The 16,347-nt window shown below is 34.5% G+C and carries 20 protein-coding genes and 1 riboswitch; of the genes, 9 read left to right on the top strand and 11 right to left on the bottom strand.

The features are described from left to right. The first annotated feature begins 56 nt into the window (after positions 1-56). From J2S74_RS08640 to J2S74_RS08630, 3 genes are all read left to right on the top strand, one after another. Complete coding sequence (locus J2S74_RS08640) at positions 57-845, top strand: DUF1189 domain-containing protein (RefSeq protein ID WP_307324296.1); 789 nt, start codon at positions 57-59, stop codon at positions 843-845. Between the two features lie 317 nt (positions 846-1,162). Next, positions 1,163-1,501 carry a helix-turn-helix domain-containing protein gene (locus J2S74_RS08635; RefSeq protein ID WP_307324292.1) on the top strand — a complete coding sequence of 113 codons (339 nt, stop codon included), beginning with the start codon at positions 1,163-1,165 and terminating at the stop codon, positions 1,499-1,501. A gap of 318 nt (positions 1,502-1,819) precedes the next feature. Continuing rightward, a complete protein-coding gene (locus J2S74_RS08630; RefSeq protein ID WP_307324290.1) occupies positions 1,820-2,050 on the top strand; it encodes a helix-turn-helix domain-containing protein in 231 nt (76 codons plus the stop codon). Positions 2,051-2,301: 251 nt separating this feature from the next. Here the strand turns inward: J2S74_RS08630 and J2S74_RS08625 are convergent, their stop codons facing one another. From J2S74_RS08625 to J2S74_RS08610, 4 genes are all read right to left on the bottom strand, one after another. Next, positions 2,302-2,436, bottom strand: a complete 135-nt coding sequence (locus J2S74_RS08625) for an anti-repressor SinI family protein (RefSeq protein WP_307324288.1) — start codon at positions 2,434-2,436, stop codon at positions 2,302-2,304. Positions 2,437-2,466: 30 nt separating this feature from the next. Beyond that, positions 2,467-2,569, bottom strand: a riboswitch (cyclic di-GMP riboswitch). 337 nt (positions 2,570-2,906) lie between these two features. After that, positions 2,907-3,533, bottom strand: coding sequence for an NfeD family protein (locus J2S74_RS08620; RefSeq protein WP_307324285.1), 627 nt, complete (start codon positions 3,531-3,533; stop codon positions 2,907-2,909). 243 nt (positions 3,534-3,776) lie between these two features. After that, on the bottom strand, positions 3,777-4,676 hold the full coding sequence (locus tag J2S74_RS08615) for a DUF1002 domain-containing protein (RefSeq protein WP_307324284.1): 900 nt from the start codon (positions 4,674-4,676) through the stop codon (positions 3,777-3,779). Between the two features lie 147 nt (positions 4,677-4,823). Next, positions 4,824-6,041: an MFS transporter gene (locus tag J2S74_RS08610; protein WP_307324282.1), complete on the bottom strand. Its 1,218-nt coding sequence runs from the start codon at positions 6,039-6,041 to the stop codon at positions 4,824-4,826. Between the two features lie 88 nt (positions 6,042-6,129). On the opposite strand from J2S74_RS08610, the gene yqfZ reads away from it, so the two are divergent. Together yqfZ and ispG are read left to right on the top strand one after the other, a co-directional pair. Beyond that, positions 6,130-6,519, top strand: coding sequence for a protein YqfZ (yqfZ, locus tag J2S74_RS08605; RefSeq protein ID WP_307324278.1), 390 nt, complete (start codon positions 6,130-6,132; stop codon positions 6,517-6,519). Between the two features lie 99 nt (positions 6,520-6,618). After that, the gene (ispG, locus tag J2S74_RS08600; protein ID WP_370875989.1) at positions 6,619-7,725 is read left to right on the top strand and encodes a flavodoxin-dependent (E)-4-hydroxy-3-methylbut-2-enyl-diphosphate synthase; all 1,107 of its coding nucleotides are present in this window, start codon (positions 6,619-6,621) and stop codon (positions 7,723-7,725) included. A gap of 157 nt (positions 7,726-7,882) precedes the next feature. Here ispG and J2S74_RS08595 read toward each other — a convergent pair whose 3' ends face one another. After that, positions 7,883-8,293 (bottom strand): DUF4190 domain-containing protein, encoded by a 411-nt coding sequence (locus J2S74_RS08595; protein WP_307324277.1) that lies wholly within the window; start codon positions 8,291-8,293, stop codon positions 7,883-7,885. A gap of 111 nt (positions 8,294-8,404) precedes the next feature. On the opposite strand from J2S74_RS08595, the gene J2S74_RS08590 reads away from it, so the two are divergent. The 3 genes from J2S74_RS08590 to J2S74_RS08580 all read left to right on the top strand — a co-directional run bounded on the left by J2S74_RS08590 (position 8,405) and on the right by J2S74_RS08580 (position 9,810). Then, on the top strand, positions 8,405-8,971 hold the full coding sequence (locus tag J2S74_RS08590) for a 5' nucleotidase, NT5C type (RefSeq protein ID WP_307324275.1): 567 nt from the start codon (positions 8,405-8,407) through the stop codon (positions 8,969-8,971). 177 nt (positions 8,972-9,148) lie between these two features. Next, positions 9,149-9,397 (top strand): hypothetical protein, encoded by a 249-nt coding sequence (locus J2S74_RS08585; RefSeq protein ID WP_307324273.1) that lies wholly within the window; start codon positions 9,149-9,151, stop codon positions 9,395-9,397. 101 nt (positions 9,398-9,498) lie between these two features. Beyond that, a complete protein-coding gene (locus J2S74_RS08580) occupies positions 9,499-9,810 on the top strand; it encodes a hypothetical protein (RefSeq protein ID WP_307324271.1) in 312 nt (103 codons plus the stop codon). Between the two features lie 33 nt (positions 9,811-9,843). Here J2S74_RS08580 and J2S74_RS08575 read toward each other — a convergent pair whose 3' ends face one another. The 5 genes from J2S74_RS08575 to J2S74_RS08555 form a co-directional block, all read right to left on the bottom strand. Beyond that, on the bottom strand, positions 9,844-10,275 hold the full coding sequence (locus tag J2S74_RS08575; RefSeq protein WP_307324269.1) for a Fur family transcriptional regulator: 432 nt from the start codon (positions 10,273-10,275) through the stop codon (positions 9,844-9,846). Positions 10,276-10,281: 6 nt separating this feature from the next. After that, entirely contained in the window at positions 10,282-11,136 is an 855-nt protein-coding gene (locus J2S74_RS08570) for a metal ABC transporter permease (protein ID WP_307324267.1), read from the bottom strand. 13 nt (positions 11,137-11,149) lie between these two features. Continuing rightward, positions 11,150-11,983, bottom strand: a complete 834-nt coding sequence (locus J2S74_RS08565; RefSeq protein ID WP_307324265.1) for a metal ABC transporter permease — start codon at positions 11,981-11,983, stop codon at positions 11,150-11,152. After that, on the bottom strand, positions 11,980-12,798 hold the full coding sequence (locus J2S74_RS08560) for a metal ABC transporter ATP-binding protein (RefSeq protein WP_307324263.1): 819 nt from the start codon (positions 12,796-12,798) through the stop codon (positions 11,980-11,982). Before J2S74_RS08560 ends, J2S74_RS08565 begins: the two co-directional genes overlap by 4 nt. Before the next feature lie 792 nt (positions 12,799-13,590). Beyond that, entirely contained in the window at positions 13,591-14,949 is a 1,359-nt protein-coding gene (locus J2S74_RS08555; protein WP_307324261.1) for a two-component system sensor histidine kinase NtrB, read from the bottom strand. A 140-nt stretch (positions 14,950-15,089) separates the two neighbouring features. On the opposite strand from J2S74_RS08555, the gene J2S74_RS08550 reads away from it, so the two are divergent. Beyond that, a complete protein-coding gene (locus J2S74_RS08550; RefSeq protein ID WP_307324259.1) occupies positions 15,090-15,365 on the top strand; it encodes a DUF2624 family protein in 276 nt (91 codons plus the stop codon). Between the two features lie 57 nt (positions 15,366-15,422). On the opposite strand, the gene J2S74_RS08545 is transcribed toward J2S74_RS08550, so the two are convergent. After that, positions 15,423-16,322 (bottom strand): deoxyribonuclease IV, encoded by a 900-nt coding sequence (locus J2S74_RS08545; protein ID WP_307324257.1) that lies wholly within the window; start codon positions 16,320-16,322, stop codon positions 15,423-15,425. Positions 16,323-16,347 lie beyond the last annotated feature (25 nt).

Below are 16,347 nucleotides of genomic sequence, written 5' to 3'. Positions count from 1 at the left end.
TTGCACTAGTTCAGTTAATTTAAATGGAAAATAGAAAAAAAGGAGAGTAAATATATATGAATATATTTCAACAATTTTATAAAAGCTTGTACTCCCCAGAGACAATAGCAAAATTCAGATTTCAAAAGATTGGAAAGACCATATTATACATATTTTTCTTCATGTTAATTGCAACGATTCCACCATCGTGGTTATTCGGTTCAAGTATACAGTCATTCTTTACTCAAACAGAAACACACCTTCAAGAAACATTCCCGGATTTTTCCATAGAAAATGGAGTCTTACTTTCTGATCTAGAGGAACCCTTAATTTTAGAAGAAAATGGAGAGTTTATTATTTTTGACTCTACAGGGGAATTGACACCTTCGGATGTAGCGGATTATGACCCTGCCTTTGCTTTATTAGAAAGGGAAGCACTTATCGTTGCAGATGGTGTTTATCAATCTTTTAATTACCAAGATATAGCACTAAACATTACGAGAGACAGTGCTATTGACCTTGTTGAAAGTGTTGGTGGTATACTTCCACTTTTAATTGGCCTTTTGATTGTTTTTATGTATTTATTTGCTACAGGTATGAAATTTATTGGTATATTTACATTGTCCTTCGTAGCCCTATTAATGAGAAGAAGAAGAGGTGTGAAAGTAACCTACGCTCAATGCTGGACATTAGCTGCGTATACTGCTACTTTACCGACTATACTACTTGCGTTATTTGATACATTAGCTCTTAACGTACCATACTCCTTTACTATCTATTGGATTATTGCCTTTATTATGTTATATCTTGTCTTTAACAAAATTCCTCAACCTAAAATGCGCGAGGAACAATCGGAGGATAAATAAGGACTTTTATTGCAAAAGTACCTTTTTACTGTTCAGATAGAAATATTATGCTATATTTATAAATATAAGATGTAAATAAATTAAAATGTTTTCGTAAACTTTGTTTTTTAGTAAGCTAGGAGGACCAAAGGAGACGTCTATAGCGTATTCAAGCGGCTTTTATTCTTCTAATAACATTAAACTTTTAGAAAATAGCCATAGGATAATAGTAATTGACGGTCATTTTTATTAACCTTTTACCGAATTATTATAAATAAAAGTCATTCTACTATTTCTTATTAAATATTAAATGTATGAAGCAAAAGGGGATATGATCCATGATTGGCGAGCGAGTGAAAAGGTATCGCAAAGAGGCTGGTATGACATTAACTGAACTTGCTGAAAGAGCTGGCGTTGCAAAATCATATTTAAGTGCTTTAGAAAGAAATATTCAAACGAATCCTTCCGTTCAATTCTTAGAAAAAGTTGCTGCTGTATTAAATATATCCATTGATCATTTAATAAAGGATAATGTAGAAAGCGTATCAGCAGAAGATGGTAAAAATATCGATAATGAATGGGTAAAGCTTGTACGAGAGGCAATGAATTCAGGAGTATCAAAAGAAGAATTCCGTGATTTTCTTGAGTATAATAAATGGAAAATGAACCAAAAATAAAGCTCCCTAGTTGGAAGCTTTTTTTTTTTGGAAAATTTTTTAGCTAGATTACTCTTCTATTATCCCTTCCCCTTGGGAAGGGAATCCCGATATAGTGACCGACACCACGAGGCTTCCATGTTCTCTTAAAAGTATAGTATACTCCGTTTTGTTCGTTATTAAAAACACCACATTCCCTTGTTTTTTTCTTTATAACGAAGTGACCGCTCATATATCCTCTATTAACACCCTGTTTCTTAATATTTCGATCTTCCTAAAATTTAAATTGTGCGATATAATGAACTTATGTGTTTTAACAGGAGGGGAAGGAGGTATGATATGATCGGTGATATTATTAAAAAACGAAGAAAGGAACGGGGAATTTCACTATCTGAATTATCTAGGATGACCGGGGTTTCAAAATCTTATCTCAGCTATATTGAACGGGGGATGAAAAAGAATCCCTCTATCGACGTAATTAAACGGATTTTTCAATCTCTTAACTTACCTATTACTACAATCTCCTCTCTTGAGGAACCAACCTCCTCTGTAAATGCATTCCGTAATTAGAGGAACAAAAGTGCAATGCGCCTGCCTATCGAAGCGGCAACGCGCGCGTTGCCTATTCGAACGGAAAATGCTCTGACCGGTAAAAGCGCTTTTTGCTTTTTATTCGGGCTGAAATTTTCTCGAGCCGATGGCGCATGAAGCTAGACGATTATTCAGCTACTGTTATCCACATTCAGAAAAAATATAATTTCCTAAAACAATTAAAAAGAAAACACTTTTAACAAATGTTCGATGTTAAAAGTGTTTTTTTATTACCCAATTTCAGATACCGTTGTGTCTTTTCTTAGAAAATTCCGTATATCTCTCGGCTCCACTCCTATGCTTAGAGCTTCTTTAATTAACTCTACCCACTCTTCGTCTAATAATACAGGCTTACTCTCCTCCATTGCTTCCTTGGAACCCCCTCATTCAACCTACTAGGCAACCCGGCTATCCTAGATACTTCATACCATATATGTATTAACCTTTAGACCCGTGGTTTTGCGTCTCTATTTTTCAATAGTTTTGCCATTAGCTAGAAGAAGACCATGTTTTATTGTTGTAATGATTATAGACTGATTTTTCCGAAGAGTTTGGGGAATATTGTCAGCCTCCCAAAAATAAGCATAAATACCTATTCATTCCATCAAAATCGACATTATTTTGACATTAAAGAAGTGTTTTCCTAGTTATATTCTATATTTAAACTAAAAAAATGTGACTTTGGTTTTCGACCTTCCCCTTCAATTGACATTTTTCTTCCTAATTTTTGTGATTTGTAGAATTTTTTATGTTTAGTTTTATTTATATCAATAACAGATAAAAAAATAGTTCTAAAGAGTTCCCCCCTCTTTAGAACTACATTTATTACCTTTTTTCAATCAGGTACCACTACGATTCGAGTCCCGTCAACAGATATCACTTTTACCTTTTCTCCGGACTCTACCCATAAGTTATCCGTTGTAGCACTATAAAGCTTTCCATCTATTTCTACAGTACCAGTTGGTCTAAAAGGTGTTTTCGTTATCCCTTCTTTTCCTAACAGCTCTTTATAACTTTCATTCATGGAATTATAACCTAAATCACTGGATAATTTATCCTTTAAAGTCATTTTCGACCACATGTTACGAGATGGAAACACCTTAGTAAATAAGTAAGAAGCAGGTGCCGCAAGAATAAGTGCCATCGCTACCAGAATACCGTACACTATTCCAGGTGCAGGTAGTGCTAAACCTAAAACCATTAAAAGCAAACCCATTAACGCAATGGTACCATCTGTAGTTACTTTTCCGTCAAAAATAATTAATGCTAATCCAATGATATAAAGTAACACAACCCAGAGACTAGCAGATACATCTAGATGATACGAAAAGTATAGCGCCATGAGAACTACTCCTATGATCCCAAATAATCCTTTAGCCCGTACCATCACTTCTCCGAAAATAAATAAAGTTGCTATGAAAACAACTATAAAGCCAATTGTGGCATTATCTAATATTTCCATTTTGTTTTCCCCCTTTCACAAAGGTAAATTAACTAATTTCCTTTTAAACCATTTTAACAAATTTTTATTGCTTATAAATATGTACGTGTATAATTAATAAAAGTTTCATTTTATATTATTAGTTTTTCCAATCAAAATAAAGAAGGACTCTCCCAAGGTTTTTAATGAAAACACCTGCTTTCCCCGTTACAAATGTTACGAGGGTGACTTAAAAGCATACCTTTTAAGTCACCCTCCTTAAGGTTAATTTCTCCAAATAATCATGGATGCGTTAAACCAATCCTTTAATGCATCTAATAAGGTATTAAAGAAGTCTAATACTGCGCGAATAAAGCCTTGCCCTTCATCACTGCTTAAAAAATCACTTAAATTATCACGAATTTTATTGATTTGATTTTGAACTTGATCCCAATCAATATTCAAATTCTTCATACGATTAAATAAGGAAACTAAACCTTCTAACTCAGTATCAGTCAGGTTAATCCCTAATTCACCAGCAAGTCTCTGAATTAGTGCACGAAGATCCTCTTCTGTTTCCACATTCTCATTTGCAATAGCTTCTTTTATTCGAGCCATAAGCTCCGTTGCTTGCTCCACTCCATATTTTTCACCAAGGTTCGCTGTTTTTACAAGCTCTTCGTTTGCAACCTGTTTTTGCTCTTCCGGAATAACTTCATCCGTGGTTATCTCATATGCTTTGATCAGACCAGTAAGTGCACCTGTTCCCGACACATTAAAAGGGGCAGTAATATAGACATCAGCATCCCTAACTCCCGCTGTGATAAGGGCATTAGCATACATCCCTTCGGAAACCCAATCAATTCTATTCGTTTCGACATTTAGACCTTCTCCTTCAGGCAAAATCGTAATCTTTGAAGAAGAAATAGCTCGTGTACCAATCACACTAGCTGAAATATAATCACCTAAATAATGGTGTTCCTCCTGATTAGTTACGGTAACAATTCTTACTGTATCTTCTGTGACCCCCATTTCATTTAACACTGTTTGTCTCTGTTCTTCAGAAAGGTCTTCTCCTAATGTAACAATTACTTCACCTGCAATGGCATCGGCAAAGCTCATAGACACCATTAGGAACCAAGCAGTAAAACTTAGTATAGCAATTTTTATTACTTTATTATTCATTGTACAAGCTCCTCTCTTCGTTATACCTACTTAAAACTTGTCTTATTTTTATTCTCAGGTTTATTTGGGGTATTTTAAACAAACCTAATAGTAGAAAACAATATTTTTCACAAAAATGGAAGGGTCCAAAGTTCTAACTTTCTCTATTTAAGTAGGAGAAGTAGAAAGGCTATCACCGTCACCTAAAGCCAGCCAACCGACATATAACCATATAACCGCTCCAATTAGGAGAAGAAAAGAATACATAAACATCCACCATTCATTATACATCCATTGGCTATATATTAGTGGGCCAAGAGCAACTCCCATAAAACGGACCATCCCATAAAGAGAAACAACGCTTCCCCTATCCTCCTTTGAGACGTTAGAAGTAACAAAAAGGTTACAGCATGGAAGTAAAAAACCAGCACCTGCCGAAAAAAACGTCATCATTATAACTAGCATCACAAATGAATGTTGGAGCATCCCACCAATTAAAACAACCAACATTAGGCCTAAACCACTACTAACCATTATCTTTACCCTACCCACATCGTCACCAATATAGCGCCCAGAAAAATAGGAGCAAATAGTCATAACCCCTAATGGTACAGCAAATAAAATCCCCTTCGTCATTCCATTTACTAAATAAACCATTTCTGCCTCATAAGAAAGGTAAACAAGTAAGCCAAACAAAATAAATAAAATTACTCCCCCGGTGAAAAAGACGGGGAGAAGCCATTTATGTTCTTTTGTTAAAACTGCTTTCACATTGTTTCTATACTGTTTTATACTCATCGGATAGGTTGGCTTGTCAGTGTTTACATACGTTAAAATACCAAGAAAAGTTACAGTAACTAACAGCAAATAAAACCAAAAGGCACTGTGCCATACAATCATAACGGCTATAATTCCAAAAAAAGGACTGAGCATTTTACCTAACCCGTTGAATACCTCTATTGTACCCAATGCTTTACTTCTTTTGCCCGCGGTAAATAGATCTCCAACCAATGTCATTGCTAACGGTGCTGTACCTCCCGCACCTAATCCTTGAATGACTCTTCCAATAATTAATAATGCATAGGACGCTTCAGTAGAACCAATAAAAGGAGAAACAGCAGACAGAATACTCCCTGTACCTACAAGAAATAAGGAAATTAGAATAATCTTTTTACGTCCAAACTTATTTGCAAAAAAGCCCGTAAAAGGTATTATTAAAGCTGCCGGAATAGAAAACACCGTCAAAAGCAGCCCTGTTTGAGCTGAATTTATTCCTAATTCCATTTCTATAGTAGGTAATATTGGGATGAACATAGAATTACCTATTACCATAACAAAAGGTAAAAAGCCTAAAATAATCATTAAAATATTGTCTTTATTTAACAAAAATTTCAACTCACTTTCAACAAAAAGGGTTCATATTTTAAATTGGACAAGCATATCGTTTAAAAAAAGATGGTAAGGAGTCGATTGTATGCGTCCCATTATTGTTCTAGCTATTATTATGTTGTTCTCTACCAGTGCTTATTATGACCTAAGGGTGGGAACGATACCCCATTCCTCACCATTTGTAGCCCAGGAGGAAGAGCACCCTCCAATCCCTGACGAAATTGATAAGATAGAGGAAGATGATGATCAAATAGAATCTCCTGGAAATATAAGTCTCCCTTATGAAGAAGTTATCGTGGAAGCAGGACAAACGGTTTATGGAATCGTTAAGTCCTTGCATGGAGAAAATGAAATGACGTATCCCCCTCATAAAGTAGTAGAAGATTTTGAAGCATTAAATCCTAATGTTACAGCACATCAAATAATTATTGGCCACTCTTACAGATTTCCAATTTATCGTTCAACTAGCCAATAATAATATCTTTCTTCTTGCCCAACTGTAAACTCGTTGGTACAATAAACGAGGACTATCTTTTTTTTTACAATGATTTTACACATAAAGGGGCGATATAGTGTGACCCAAATAATTCACCGAAAAAATACACGGCCGATTAAAGTTGGTCCAATAACGATTGGTGGCAGTGACGAAGTAATCATTCAAAGTATGACTATGTCAAAAACACACGATGTGGAAGCTACCGTTGCGGAAATTAAACGTTTAGAGGAAGCTGGCTGCCAAGTTGTACGAGTAGCATGTCCTGATATGAGAGCTGCTGAAGCAATCTCTGAAATAAAAAAACAAATCAATATTCCATTAGTTGTAGATATTCACTTCGATTATAAACTAGCTCTGAAAGCCATAGAAGGCGGAGCAGATAAAATTAGAATTAATCCTGGGAATATTGGTCGGCGTGAGAAGGTGGAAGCTGTAGTTAATGCTGCAAAAGCAAAAGGCATTCCAATTCGAATTGGTGTTAACGCAGGCTCATTAGAAAAACGTATCTTAGATAAATATGGTTACCCTACAGCAGATGGAATGGTAGAAAGTGCCTTACATCATATTAAGATTCTTGAAGATTTAGACTTTCATGATATTATCGTTTCTATGAAGGCATCAGATGTTCGGTTGGCAATAGAAGCTTATGAAAAAGCAGCGCAAGCTTTTGATTACCCACTCCATTTAGGAATAACAGAGTCTGGTACATTGTTTTCAGGGACGATTAAAAGTGCAGCTGGTTTAGGTGTTCTTTTACACAAAGGCATTGGCAGTACAGTCCGGATCTCTTTAAGTGCAGATCCAGTGGAAGAGGTCAAAGTGGCCAAAGAATTGTTAAAGTCTTTTGGGTTAGCTGCCAATGCTCCAACCCTGATATCTTGTCCTACTTGCGGACGTATTGAAATTGATTTGATAAGTATAGCGAATGAAGTGGAAGAATATATTCAAACAATCAATGCTCCAATTAAAATTTCAGTACTAGGCTGTGCAGTAAATGGACCTGGTGAAGCAAAGGAAGCAGATATTGGAATTGCTGGTGCTCGGGGAGAAGGGTTGCTGTTCCGTAAAGGGAAAACAATTCGAAAAGTTCCAGAAGCGGATATGGTTGAGGAATTAAAGAAGGAAATAGATAAGCTTGCGAAAGAGCATGAAGAAAAGCAACAACAAGCTCAACTTAACCAATAATTTTTCAAAAAATTAAATATGACTCCGTAAATTGCTGAGGGTAACTCAAAAGGATATTGTAACCTTTTAAGTTACCCTTTTTCTTTGCAATTACGAAGTCAAATATCACCATACATTATGGTACTTTTTCCTTATAATTACACGCAAAGGCTAATTGTTAGGTGACAAACGGTGCAAAAAAGACGCTCATAATAATGGAAAATGCACTTATGGCAATAGCTGTATAGCCTAAGCCTCTTTGTTCCCTATTAACAGCCATAAAGCCGAGAATTAATCCTGCTGCACCGAATAGGATTGGTAAAAACAACAAAGATACGATAGAAAGAGCCACAGCAAAAGTTGCTAATCCCCTTCCTTCTCCTGCTGTTGTTTCTTCCCTTTCCTCATCCACATCTACGTCTACAGTTCTGTTTTCCCTAAATATCCCCTGATTTGGAGCATATTCAGCAGCAGTTTCTTCTCGATATTCCACTTCCTTGCCTTCTTCTGTTTCAAACTTCTTTACTTCTTCATGTTCATCCTTTACTACACGAAAATCCCTTGGATAGTTACGGTTATCTTCAGGCATTCGTTTTTCCCTCCTTTGCCAATGCGTGTACAATTAGTATGCCAATATGGTACTGTATTATCGATGACAATGATTTCATGTAGTAGTATGCTTTATAGAAAGGGTGATTCGATGAAAAAACAAAGGTTTGGAATTGATATTGACGGAACAATAACAGACCCTGCCACTTTTATTCCTTATATAAATAAACATTTTAATAAAAGTTTAACGATTGATGATATTACGGAATATGACTTGTCTAGTGTCTTAGGAATATCTGCCGAAAATTTTTGGAAATGGATGAAAGTACATGAACCAACTATTTATAAAAAAGCTGTTTTAGCTACTGGAGCAAGACAGGTATTAAAGGAATGGAAGGAATTACATGAATTATTTTATATTAGTGCACGTGCAAAGGTACACCATGATATAACCTTAGAGTGGTTTCATCAACTTGCAATCCCTTATGATCACTTAGAATTGTTAGGGAAACATGATAAATTAGCTGCGGTTAAGAAGCATAAGCTGGACATCTTCTTTGAAGATAAACATGATAATGCATGTGATATTGCTGAGGAGTGTGCTATACCAGTGATTTTAATGAATACACCTTATAATCAAGGTCTAGTACCAAAAGGGGTAATTCGTGTCAATAACTGGACCGAAGCCAAGGAAATAATAAACCAATTTTATAATTAAGAAAATCATTCCCAACTCCCATCAGGTGAGTTGGTTTTTTTTAGGTGAACCAACTCATCCATATGCCTTTTTAAATCAGAATTGAATAAAACAAATAAATAACTATTAAGTTTGTCCACTCATTGCCCCTTCTTTTTCATATGTTGTTATTAGTTCATATGGAAAGGAGTGATACTGTTGACAAGACCTCGCAGAGTACGTCCGACTCCAACAAACGTTATTTCTGATAACAATGTTAACAGAAATAGGTTGGACAATGAGAATTTCATTAAAGACAAAAACTTCAACTATAATATTGCTGAAGTAGTTGATAGTGGAAATTCTTTTGTAGATGTATATGTTGATGCAGAAGCAATAGCAAGAGCAAGACAAGTACAAAACCAACGTCAGAGACAGAGACAACATCAAACGGACGAGGACCTATAACGAGCGTAAGAGAAGAGGGTTTTTGATAAGGGATCTCCCCTTTCAAAGACCCTCTAACACCTTTTAAAGTAATTCAATATGAAATAAGGAGGCTAATAAATTTGAAATATCGATTAATTCCGAGAACTAGAACTAGACCTGTCAATTCTTCTAATTCAAAGGAAAAAATAGAAATAAGTAATAATCCAACTTCAACAGTTACTTATAGTGGAAATTCTGATGTAGATGTAAATGTAGTGGTCGATACTACACCATTAGCTTATGTTTTAGCAACCTATCTTTATGTTGATGGTAGATTAACTCAAAATAAATATAATGAATTAATAAGTGAACTAGGTAGACATTTTGGTACATTTGATGGAAACTCAACAAAAAAAGGTGTCAAGAACAACAAATGGAAAAATAAAAAATAAGCTCACAAAATTAGTGAGCTTATTCTTTATTTTTTATTTATATTGTTTATTATCTTCATCACATTTATCACAATACCCATATACCTCAAATTTATGCCCTACTATTTTAAACCCTTCCTTCGATACTGGAAACAAGTCCATTGGACATTCGTGAATATGTTTAGATTTTCCGCAGTTTAAACATATTAAATGATGATGGTGATGCTCAGTCGAACATGTAAATCTAAACTTTTTCTCGCCATCAAGCTCAGTTGTTTCTAATATACCCAATTCAGTAAAAACAGACAAATTACGATAGATCGTATCAAAGCTTAATCCAGAATACTTGCTTTGCATATGTTCCAAAACATCCTTTGCAGCTAAATAACGCTTTTCATTCGAAAAAAGTGTCAGCATATCTTGACGTTTATTCGTATGCTTGTATCCATTTTCCTTCAAAATCTCCATTGCTTGATGTAAATTCATCCTTTGTCACCCACCTGAAAGTTTATGCTCAACATATTCCTTAGAACGTTTAATTATTGTAGTTAATAGTAACAAACCTATACCTGTTACTACAATCATTCCCCCTGTTGCAATATCAAAGAAGTAAGAAAAAAGGATTCCACCTATCATGGAGACTTCTCCAAAAACGATCCCCCAGAAAATGACTTGGCGAAAGCTTTTAGCAATTTGTATACTCGCAGCAATCGGAAGAGTTACCATTGCTCCAACCAGCAAAATTCCAACTACTTTCATGGACATAGATATAACGAGTGCTATTAATATAGAAAAGAAGAAGTTAAATCGTCTAATAGAAATGCCCGAAACCTTTGCAAATTCTTGATCAAAGGAAATGGAAAGAAGTTCTTTATAAAAGGCAACAATCATAAGAAAGGCCAATAGACCTGTTATGATTATAAATAGTAAATCATTAAGGGAAACAGTAACAATACTTCCAAATAAATAGCTATACCACTCTGAATAACTGGTATTGACTAAACTAATTAAAATAGCACTTAAACCGATGCCTGCGGAAAGGATTACTGGAATAGCAAGTTCCTGAAAATTCTTATATATTTGTCTTAATTTTTCTACCAATAATGAACCAATCAATGAAAAAAATAATCCTGTATATAAGGGATTTAAAAAGGATAGAAAAACAAATCCTTGGCTTAAAAAAATACCCGCTGTAATCCCAGTTAACGTTATATGGGACAAAGCTTCTGATATAATTGTTATTCGCCGTACTAATAAAAAGGCACCAAGTAAAGGACAGATAAACCCAATGATTAGTCCTGCTGCAATTCCACGTTCTAAAAATGTCAGCTGCTGCAATATTTCCATAAACTCACCTAATTCATGCTCTTCTATATTTTGAAAAAAGAATCGCAAATAATAATATTAAAATATTGATAATTACAATTGTCCCGCCAGGTGCTGTATCTAAATGAAAAGCACTTATTAAACCAAAAATAACAGAAATTTCACCAAAAATAACAGCATAAATAAACATTTGCTTAAACCCCTTTGCAAGCCTTAATGCGGCTGCTACCGGAAGTGTCATTAAGGAAGAAACTAAAAGTATACCCACTACACGCATAGATACAGCAATAACTAAGGCTACAATTATCATAAAAAGAAAATGAAGAGGTTTTCTCGGAATACCTGAAACTACTGCTTGTTCTTCATCAAAACTTAAGTAAAACCATTCTTTATAAAATAAGATAAATAATAATAAAACAACAATTGTAATAATGCTAACTATTTGAAAATCCGATTGCCGAATGGCAACTACACTGCCGAATAAATATTGAAATAAATCATTATTAAAACCATTAGCAAGGGAGATAAAAACAACGCCGATCCCAATACCAGCTGATAAAATAATTGGAATGGCTAACTCTTTATAATATTGATAAACATTTCTTAATCGATCAATAAACAATGCACCACTTACGGAAAAGGCCATACCCATATAAATTGGATTAAGTCCAGCAAAAAATGGATAATATCTTCCTAACAATAAACTAAATGCTACCCCAGATAAAGTAATATGAGATAGTGCATCCGATATCAAGGAAAGTCGTCTTACCACGAGGAACACTCCGATAAATGGAGCAAGAAATCCTATCATTAATCCTGTATATAAGGAATAAGTCAAAAAATCATATTGAAAAAAGACGCTAATCATCGAAGGTCGCTCCCATCATGATCGTGAAAATGATCGTGATGATCATGGTCATGGTTATGAGTAATTACCCTAACATCGTGACCGTACATGGTAGACATCATTTCGTCTTGCTTTTCCTCAAACTCATGAGTATCCCCATGGAAATGAAGACATTTATTTAAACAAGCAACATCTGTAATGTATTCTGTTACTGCACCAACATCGTGTGTGACTAAAATAAGGGTGATTTTTTTTTCTGTATTCAATTTTCTTAACATGTTATAAAAATTCTGTACAGATTTAGCATCAACACCAACAGTAGGCTCATCTAATATTAAAAGTCGAGGTTCACTCACCAGTGCTCTAGCAATAAATACTCGCTGCTGCTGTCCCCCAGATAGCTCACCGATATTTTGATTCATATATTCTTCCATACCTACCTGTTTAATAGCTTCTTTAACTTTTTCCTTATGTCTTTTTGTTAAAAAACGGAACAACCCTATTTTCCCATAAAGACCCATGGAAACTACTTCAAATACTGTTGCAGGAAACCCGCTGTTAAAACTGTTTGCTTTCTGTGAAACAAAGCCTATTTGATTCCACTCATGAAATTTTTTAATGGACTGGCCAAATAACTTGATACTCCCTTTTTGTAGAGTTAATAATCCTAAAATACATTTTATGAGAGTAGATTTCCCTGAACCATTAGGGCCTACTAAGGCAAGAAATGAGCCTTCTGAAATTTTTAAATGAATATCCTGTAGTACATCCCTTTGGCCATAGGAAAAAAACACATGATCTATTTCAATAGCATAAGGAGTCTTCTTTTCACCCATTAACAAACCACCTTAATTAATACATTTTATATAACACTCTATATATCTATCTTTAATACCTTACTTTGGTAAAGAAAGGAACTGTATCATCTATTAAGAATCATTACGATTTACTCATCGAGTATACATTACCATAATTTTTTTGTAAACGTAAGGGATTTTCCATAAAAATGATAAATAATACGTCTAGGGAATACATTACTAACTCATTTCATTAAGTTTCAATTACTCTCTAGATAAGGAGACTCAAAGGCGTATTTCTGTTCTACTGTTTTTTAGCTAACGAACTTAATAAGTTAATGGAACAGCCCTTTACAAAACATTAACTTCAACTTTTAAGGTGGAGTACAAAAGTACTTTATATAGGTGCCAAAATAAATTCAGAATCACAAAGTCAGCATACCTTTTATCTTTTAACTAATCAATCGATAGATGGACTCCCCCATCGGGATAGGTTAGCTGTTTCTTGTATGGCATCCTTTGGAATATAAAGGCTGGGACAAAAATCCGAACAAAAAAGTTAGAGTCCCAACAAAAAAACGGAGACTACCATTACATTGATATAAAAAAGCATGACCCCCTCATAGATAGCCAACTCACCTTATATAAACAAGCACAGGCTTACAATAAGGATTTATAGGATTTAATCATATCTTTAAAAACAGCGTCCAGGAAAACAAATAGGGTACCCTAAGCTATTCACCCTTATGGACACTTCCTTTTTCAAATTGACATACTAAAAAAGGTATTCTCAAGGTAAATTTACACTTGCAGAATACCTCGTTCTATTATTTAATTTTTGTGAAGTGGCAGTTGAATACGTACAGTAGTTCCCATTCCTTCTTCACTTGTAATATAGAACCCACCATTGTGTTCCTCAATAATTCGTTTACATAGGGGGATACCAATTCCAGTTCCTTTCTCCTTTGTTGTGAAAAAAGGCTGTTCAATTTTTTCCATTGCCTCACGACTAATTCCAGGACCTTTATCCGTTAGTTCAATACAATAAAACCCTTTATATATTTCTGTATTTACGACGAAAACACGGTTTAGTTTCTGTTCTTCATAAGCTTCAATGGAATTTCTCAGAACATTTAAGAGTACTTGCTTAATCATTTGCTCATTCGCATAAATAGAACTATTGGAATCAATAATATTAAAGGTTAGTTCAATATCATGTAGAATACATTCAGAATGGAATATCATTAGTATAGAGTCCATTAATTCCTCTGGTTGAATATAATGCTTGTCGATTTTCTTTCTTGAAACAGATAAGAAATCTTCAATAATTTTATTCATTCGTTCTATTTCAGATAGGATGGTTTCATAATATTTATTTAGATTATCAGATAGCCTCGAAAGTTGGAGGAAACCTTTAATAACAGATAAGGGATTCCTCAACTCATGAGCAACTCCCGCTGCTATTTGAGAGACAGCCTGCATTTGATGTTGATAAGTAAGAAGTTGTTCAAACTTCCTTTGGTAGCTTTCATCTTTAATCACTACTAGAAATGTCTCTTCATCATAAATGAGTCCCTGGAGGATAAAACGCATTTCCTCTGACTTATACATTTCTTTCTTCGACTCACCTGTTTCTTTCATAGAATGATATATTTCTGTAATTTTATAAAAAAAATCATTGCTCGTTTTGTTAAAGGAGATTTGTTTATCTTTCTCAATATCTGGTACGTCCATTTGTTTAAGAAGGCGTTCCATATGGCAGTTCCAATTAGAAATATCTCCATCTTGAGTTAAGGAAAGAACAGGTACAGGAAACTGATGAACAATCGAGGAATCATGTTGGTACCTCTCCCTATCGACCTTTGGTTTCCCTATCATTACAACATGTTGATCTTCAACAGTAGCAGTAATAAGCACCTCTATTTTATGTAAATTGATATGGAACGTAAATTGCTCTTTAACTAAGGAGGAAGAGTTCAGTACTTTTTCAAAAAACAAACGGAATTTCTTGTGCTCGTCCTTTTTAAGACAATAAAAAAAATTATATTGTAATGTTTCTTGAATTTCTTTGTCGGAAACATAAGTCTTTGTAAGTGTATGATCTGTTTCAAACACAAATATCCAAGAGTCAGACAGTGCAGCGACTGTTTGAAGAATATTATAATCATTCCTTATTGCTTCTTCCTTCATTTTCAGATCCCCTTACAAAAACAAAATTCTAAACTTCCTTATAAATTAGTATACATTAAAATGGAACATTTTGCTGATTAAACCATAATCATAAATTGTATTCTTTTTTAACTTTTAAGGAATGAAAGGAGGTAATTTTATTGAATCCCTTGATTCGACAAATGGTGAATCAAAAGATCAGGAATTTAACAGTCAAGGAAATAATTCGAATAGGTAGGGAAAATAACTTAAGTATAACAGTAAAACAAGCAAAGGAAATTCTCCAAATTCTTCAGGCTAAACCATTTGACATAGGTAATAAAAAATTAGTATTATCCATTAACAACCAACTAAAAAAACTAGACCCAAGTCTATATAAAAAGGCACGAAAATTGTTGCAGCCATACGAAACATATTTAGATTATTCTCTTGATTAAAATTTGAACAAAAGCCTGGTACGAGTAATTTTACTCATACCAGGCACTATAAACATATTAAACACTTGCAGTACTAATTAATTTCTCTTTTAACCCCTCGTCAAACTTTCTGCCCTTGATCATATCAATTTCTAATTTGTACGGTGCAAATTTATTTTTCTTATCTGCTCCAACATAGGGTGTCTCTAGAATTTTTGGGACCTCAGTGAAAACCTCATGATACAGAATACGTTCCAATGCTTCGAAGCCGATATGACCAAATCCAATATTTTCATGCCGGTCTTTTCGAGACCCACGCTCATTTTTACTATCGTTAACATGAAGGACCTTCAACCTTTCTAAACCAACAATTTGATCAAATTCTTCTAATACCTTGTCCAAATTATTTACAATATCATACCCAGCATCATGTACGTGACATGTGTCAAAGCAAACGGATAAACGATCATTATGAGTGACACCGTCAATTATTTTCGCTAATTCATCAAAAGATCGGCCACATTCAGACCCTTTGCCAGCCATAGTTTCCAAAGCTATTTGTACCTTTTGATCCTTTTCTAAAACTTCATTTAAACCCTCAATTATTTTCTTAATCCCTTCTTCAACCCCTGCCCCTATATGCGCTCCAGGATGAAGGACGATTTGTTTTGCACCTATTGCAGCAGTTCTCTCGATCTCACTACGTAAAAAATTTACACCTAATTCGAATGTTTCCTTCTTTTGTGAGTTACCTATGTTAATGATATATGGTGCGTGCACAACAATATTATCAATTCCATTGGCTTTCATATGTTCTAATCCAGATTCAATATTTAAATCCTCAATAGCTTTTCTTCTTGTATTCTGGGGCGCACCCGTATAAATCATAAATGTTGTTGCACCATAGGATGTAGCTTCCTCACTTGCTGCTAACAACATTTTCTTCCCACTCATGGAAACGTGTGATCCTAATAACATAAAAAATCCTCTCCCATTCCTCTTT

This window comes from Evansella vedderi, assembly GCF_030813435.1.
In the GTDB taxonomy this organism is placed as follows: Bacteria; Bacillota; Bacilli; order Bacillales; family Salisediminibacteriaceae; genus Evansella; species Evansella vedderi.
This window is presented reverse-complemented; position numbering and strand designations above follow the sequence as displayed.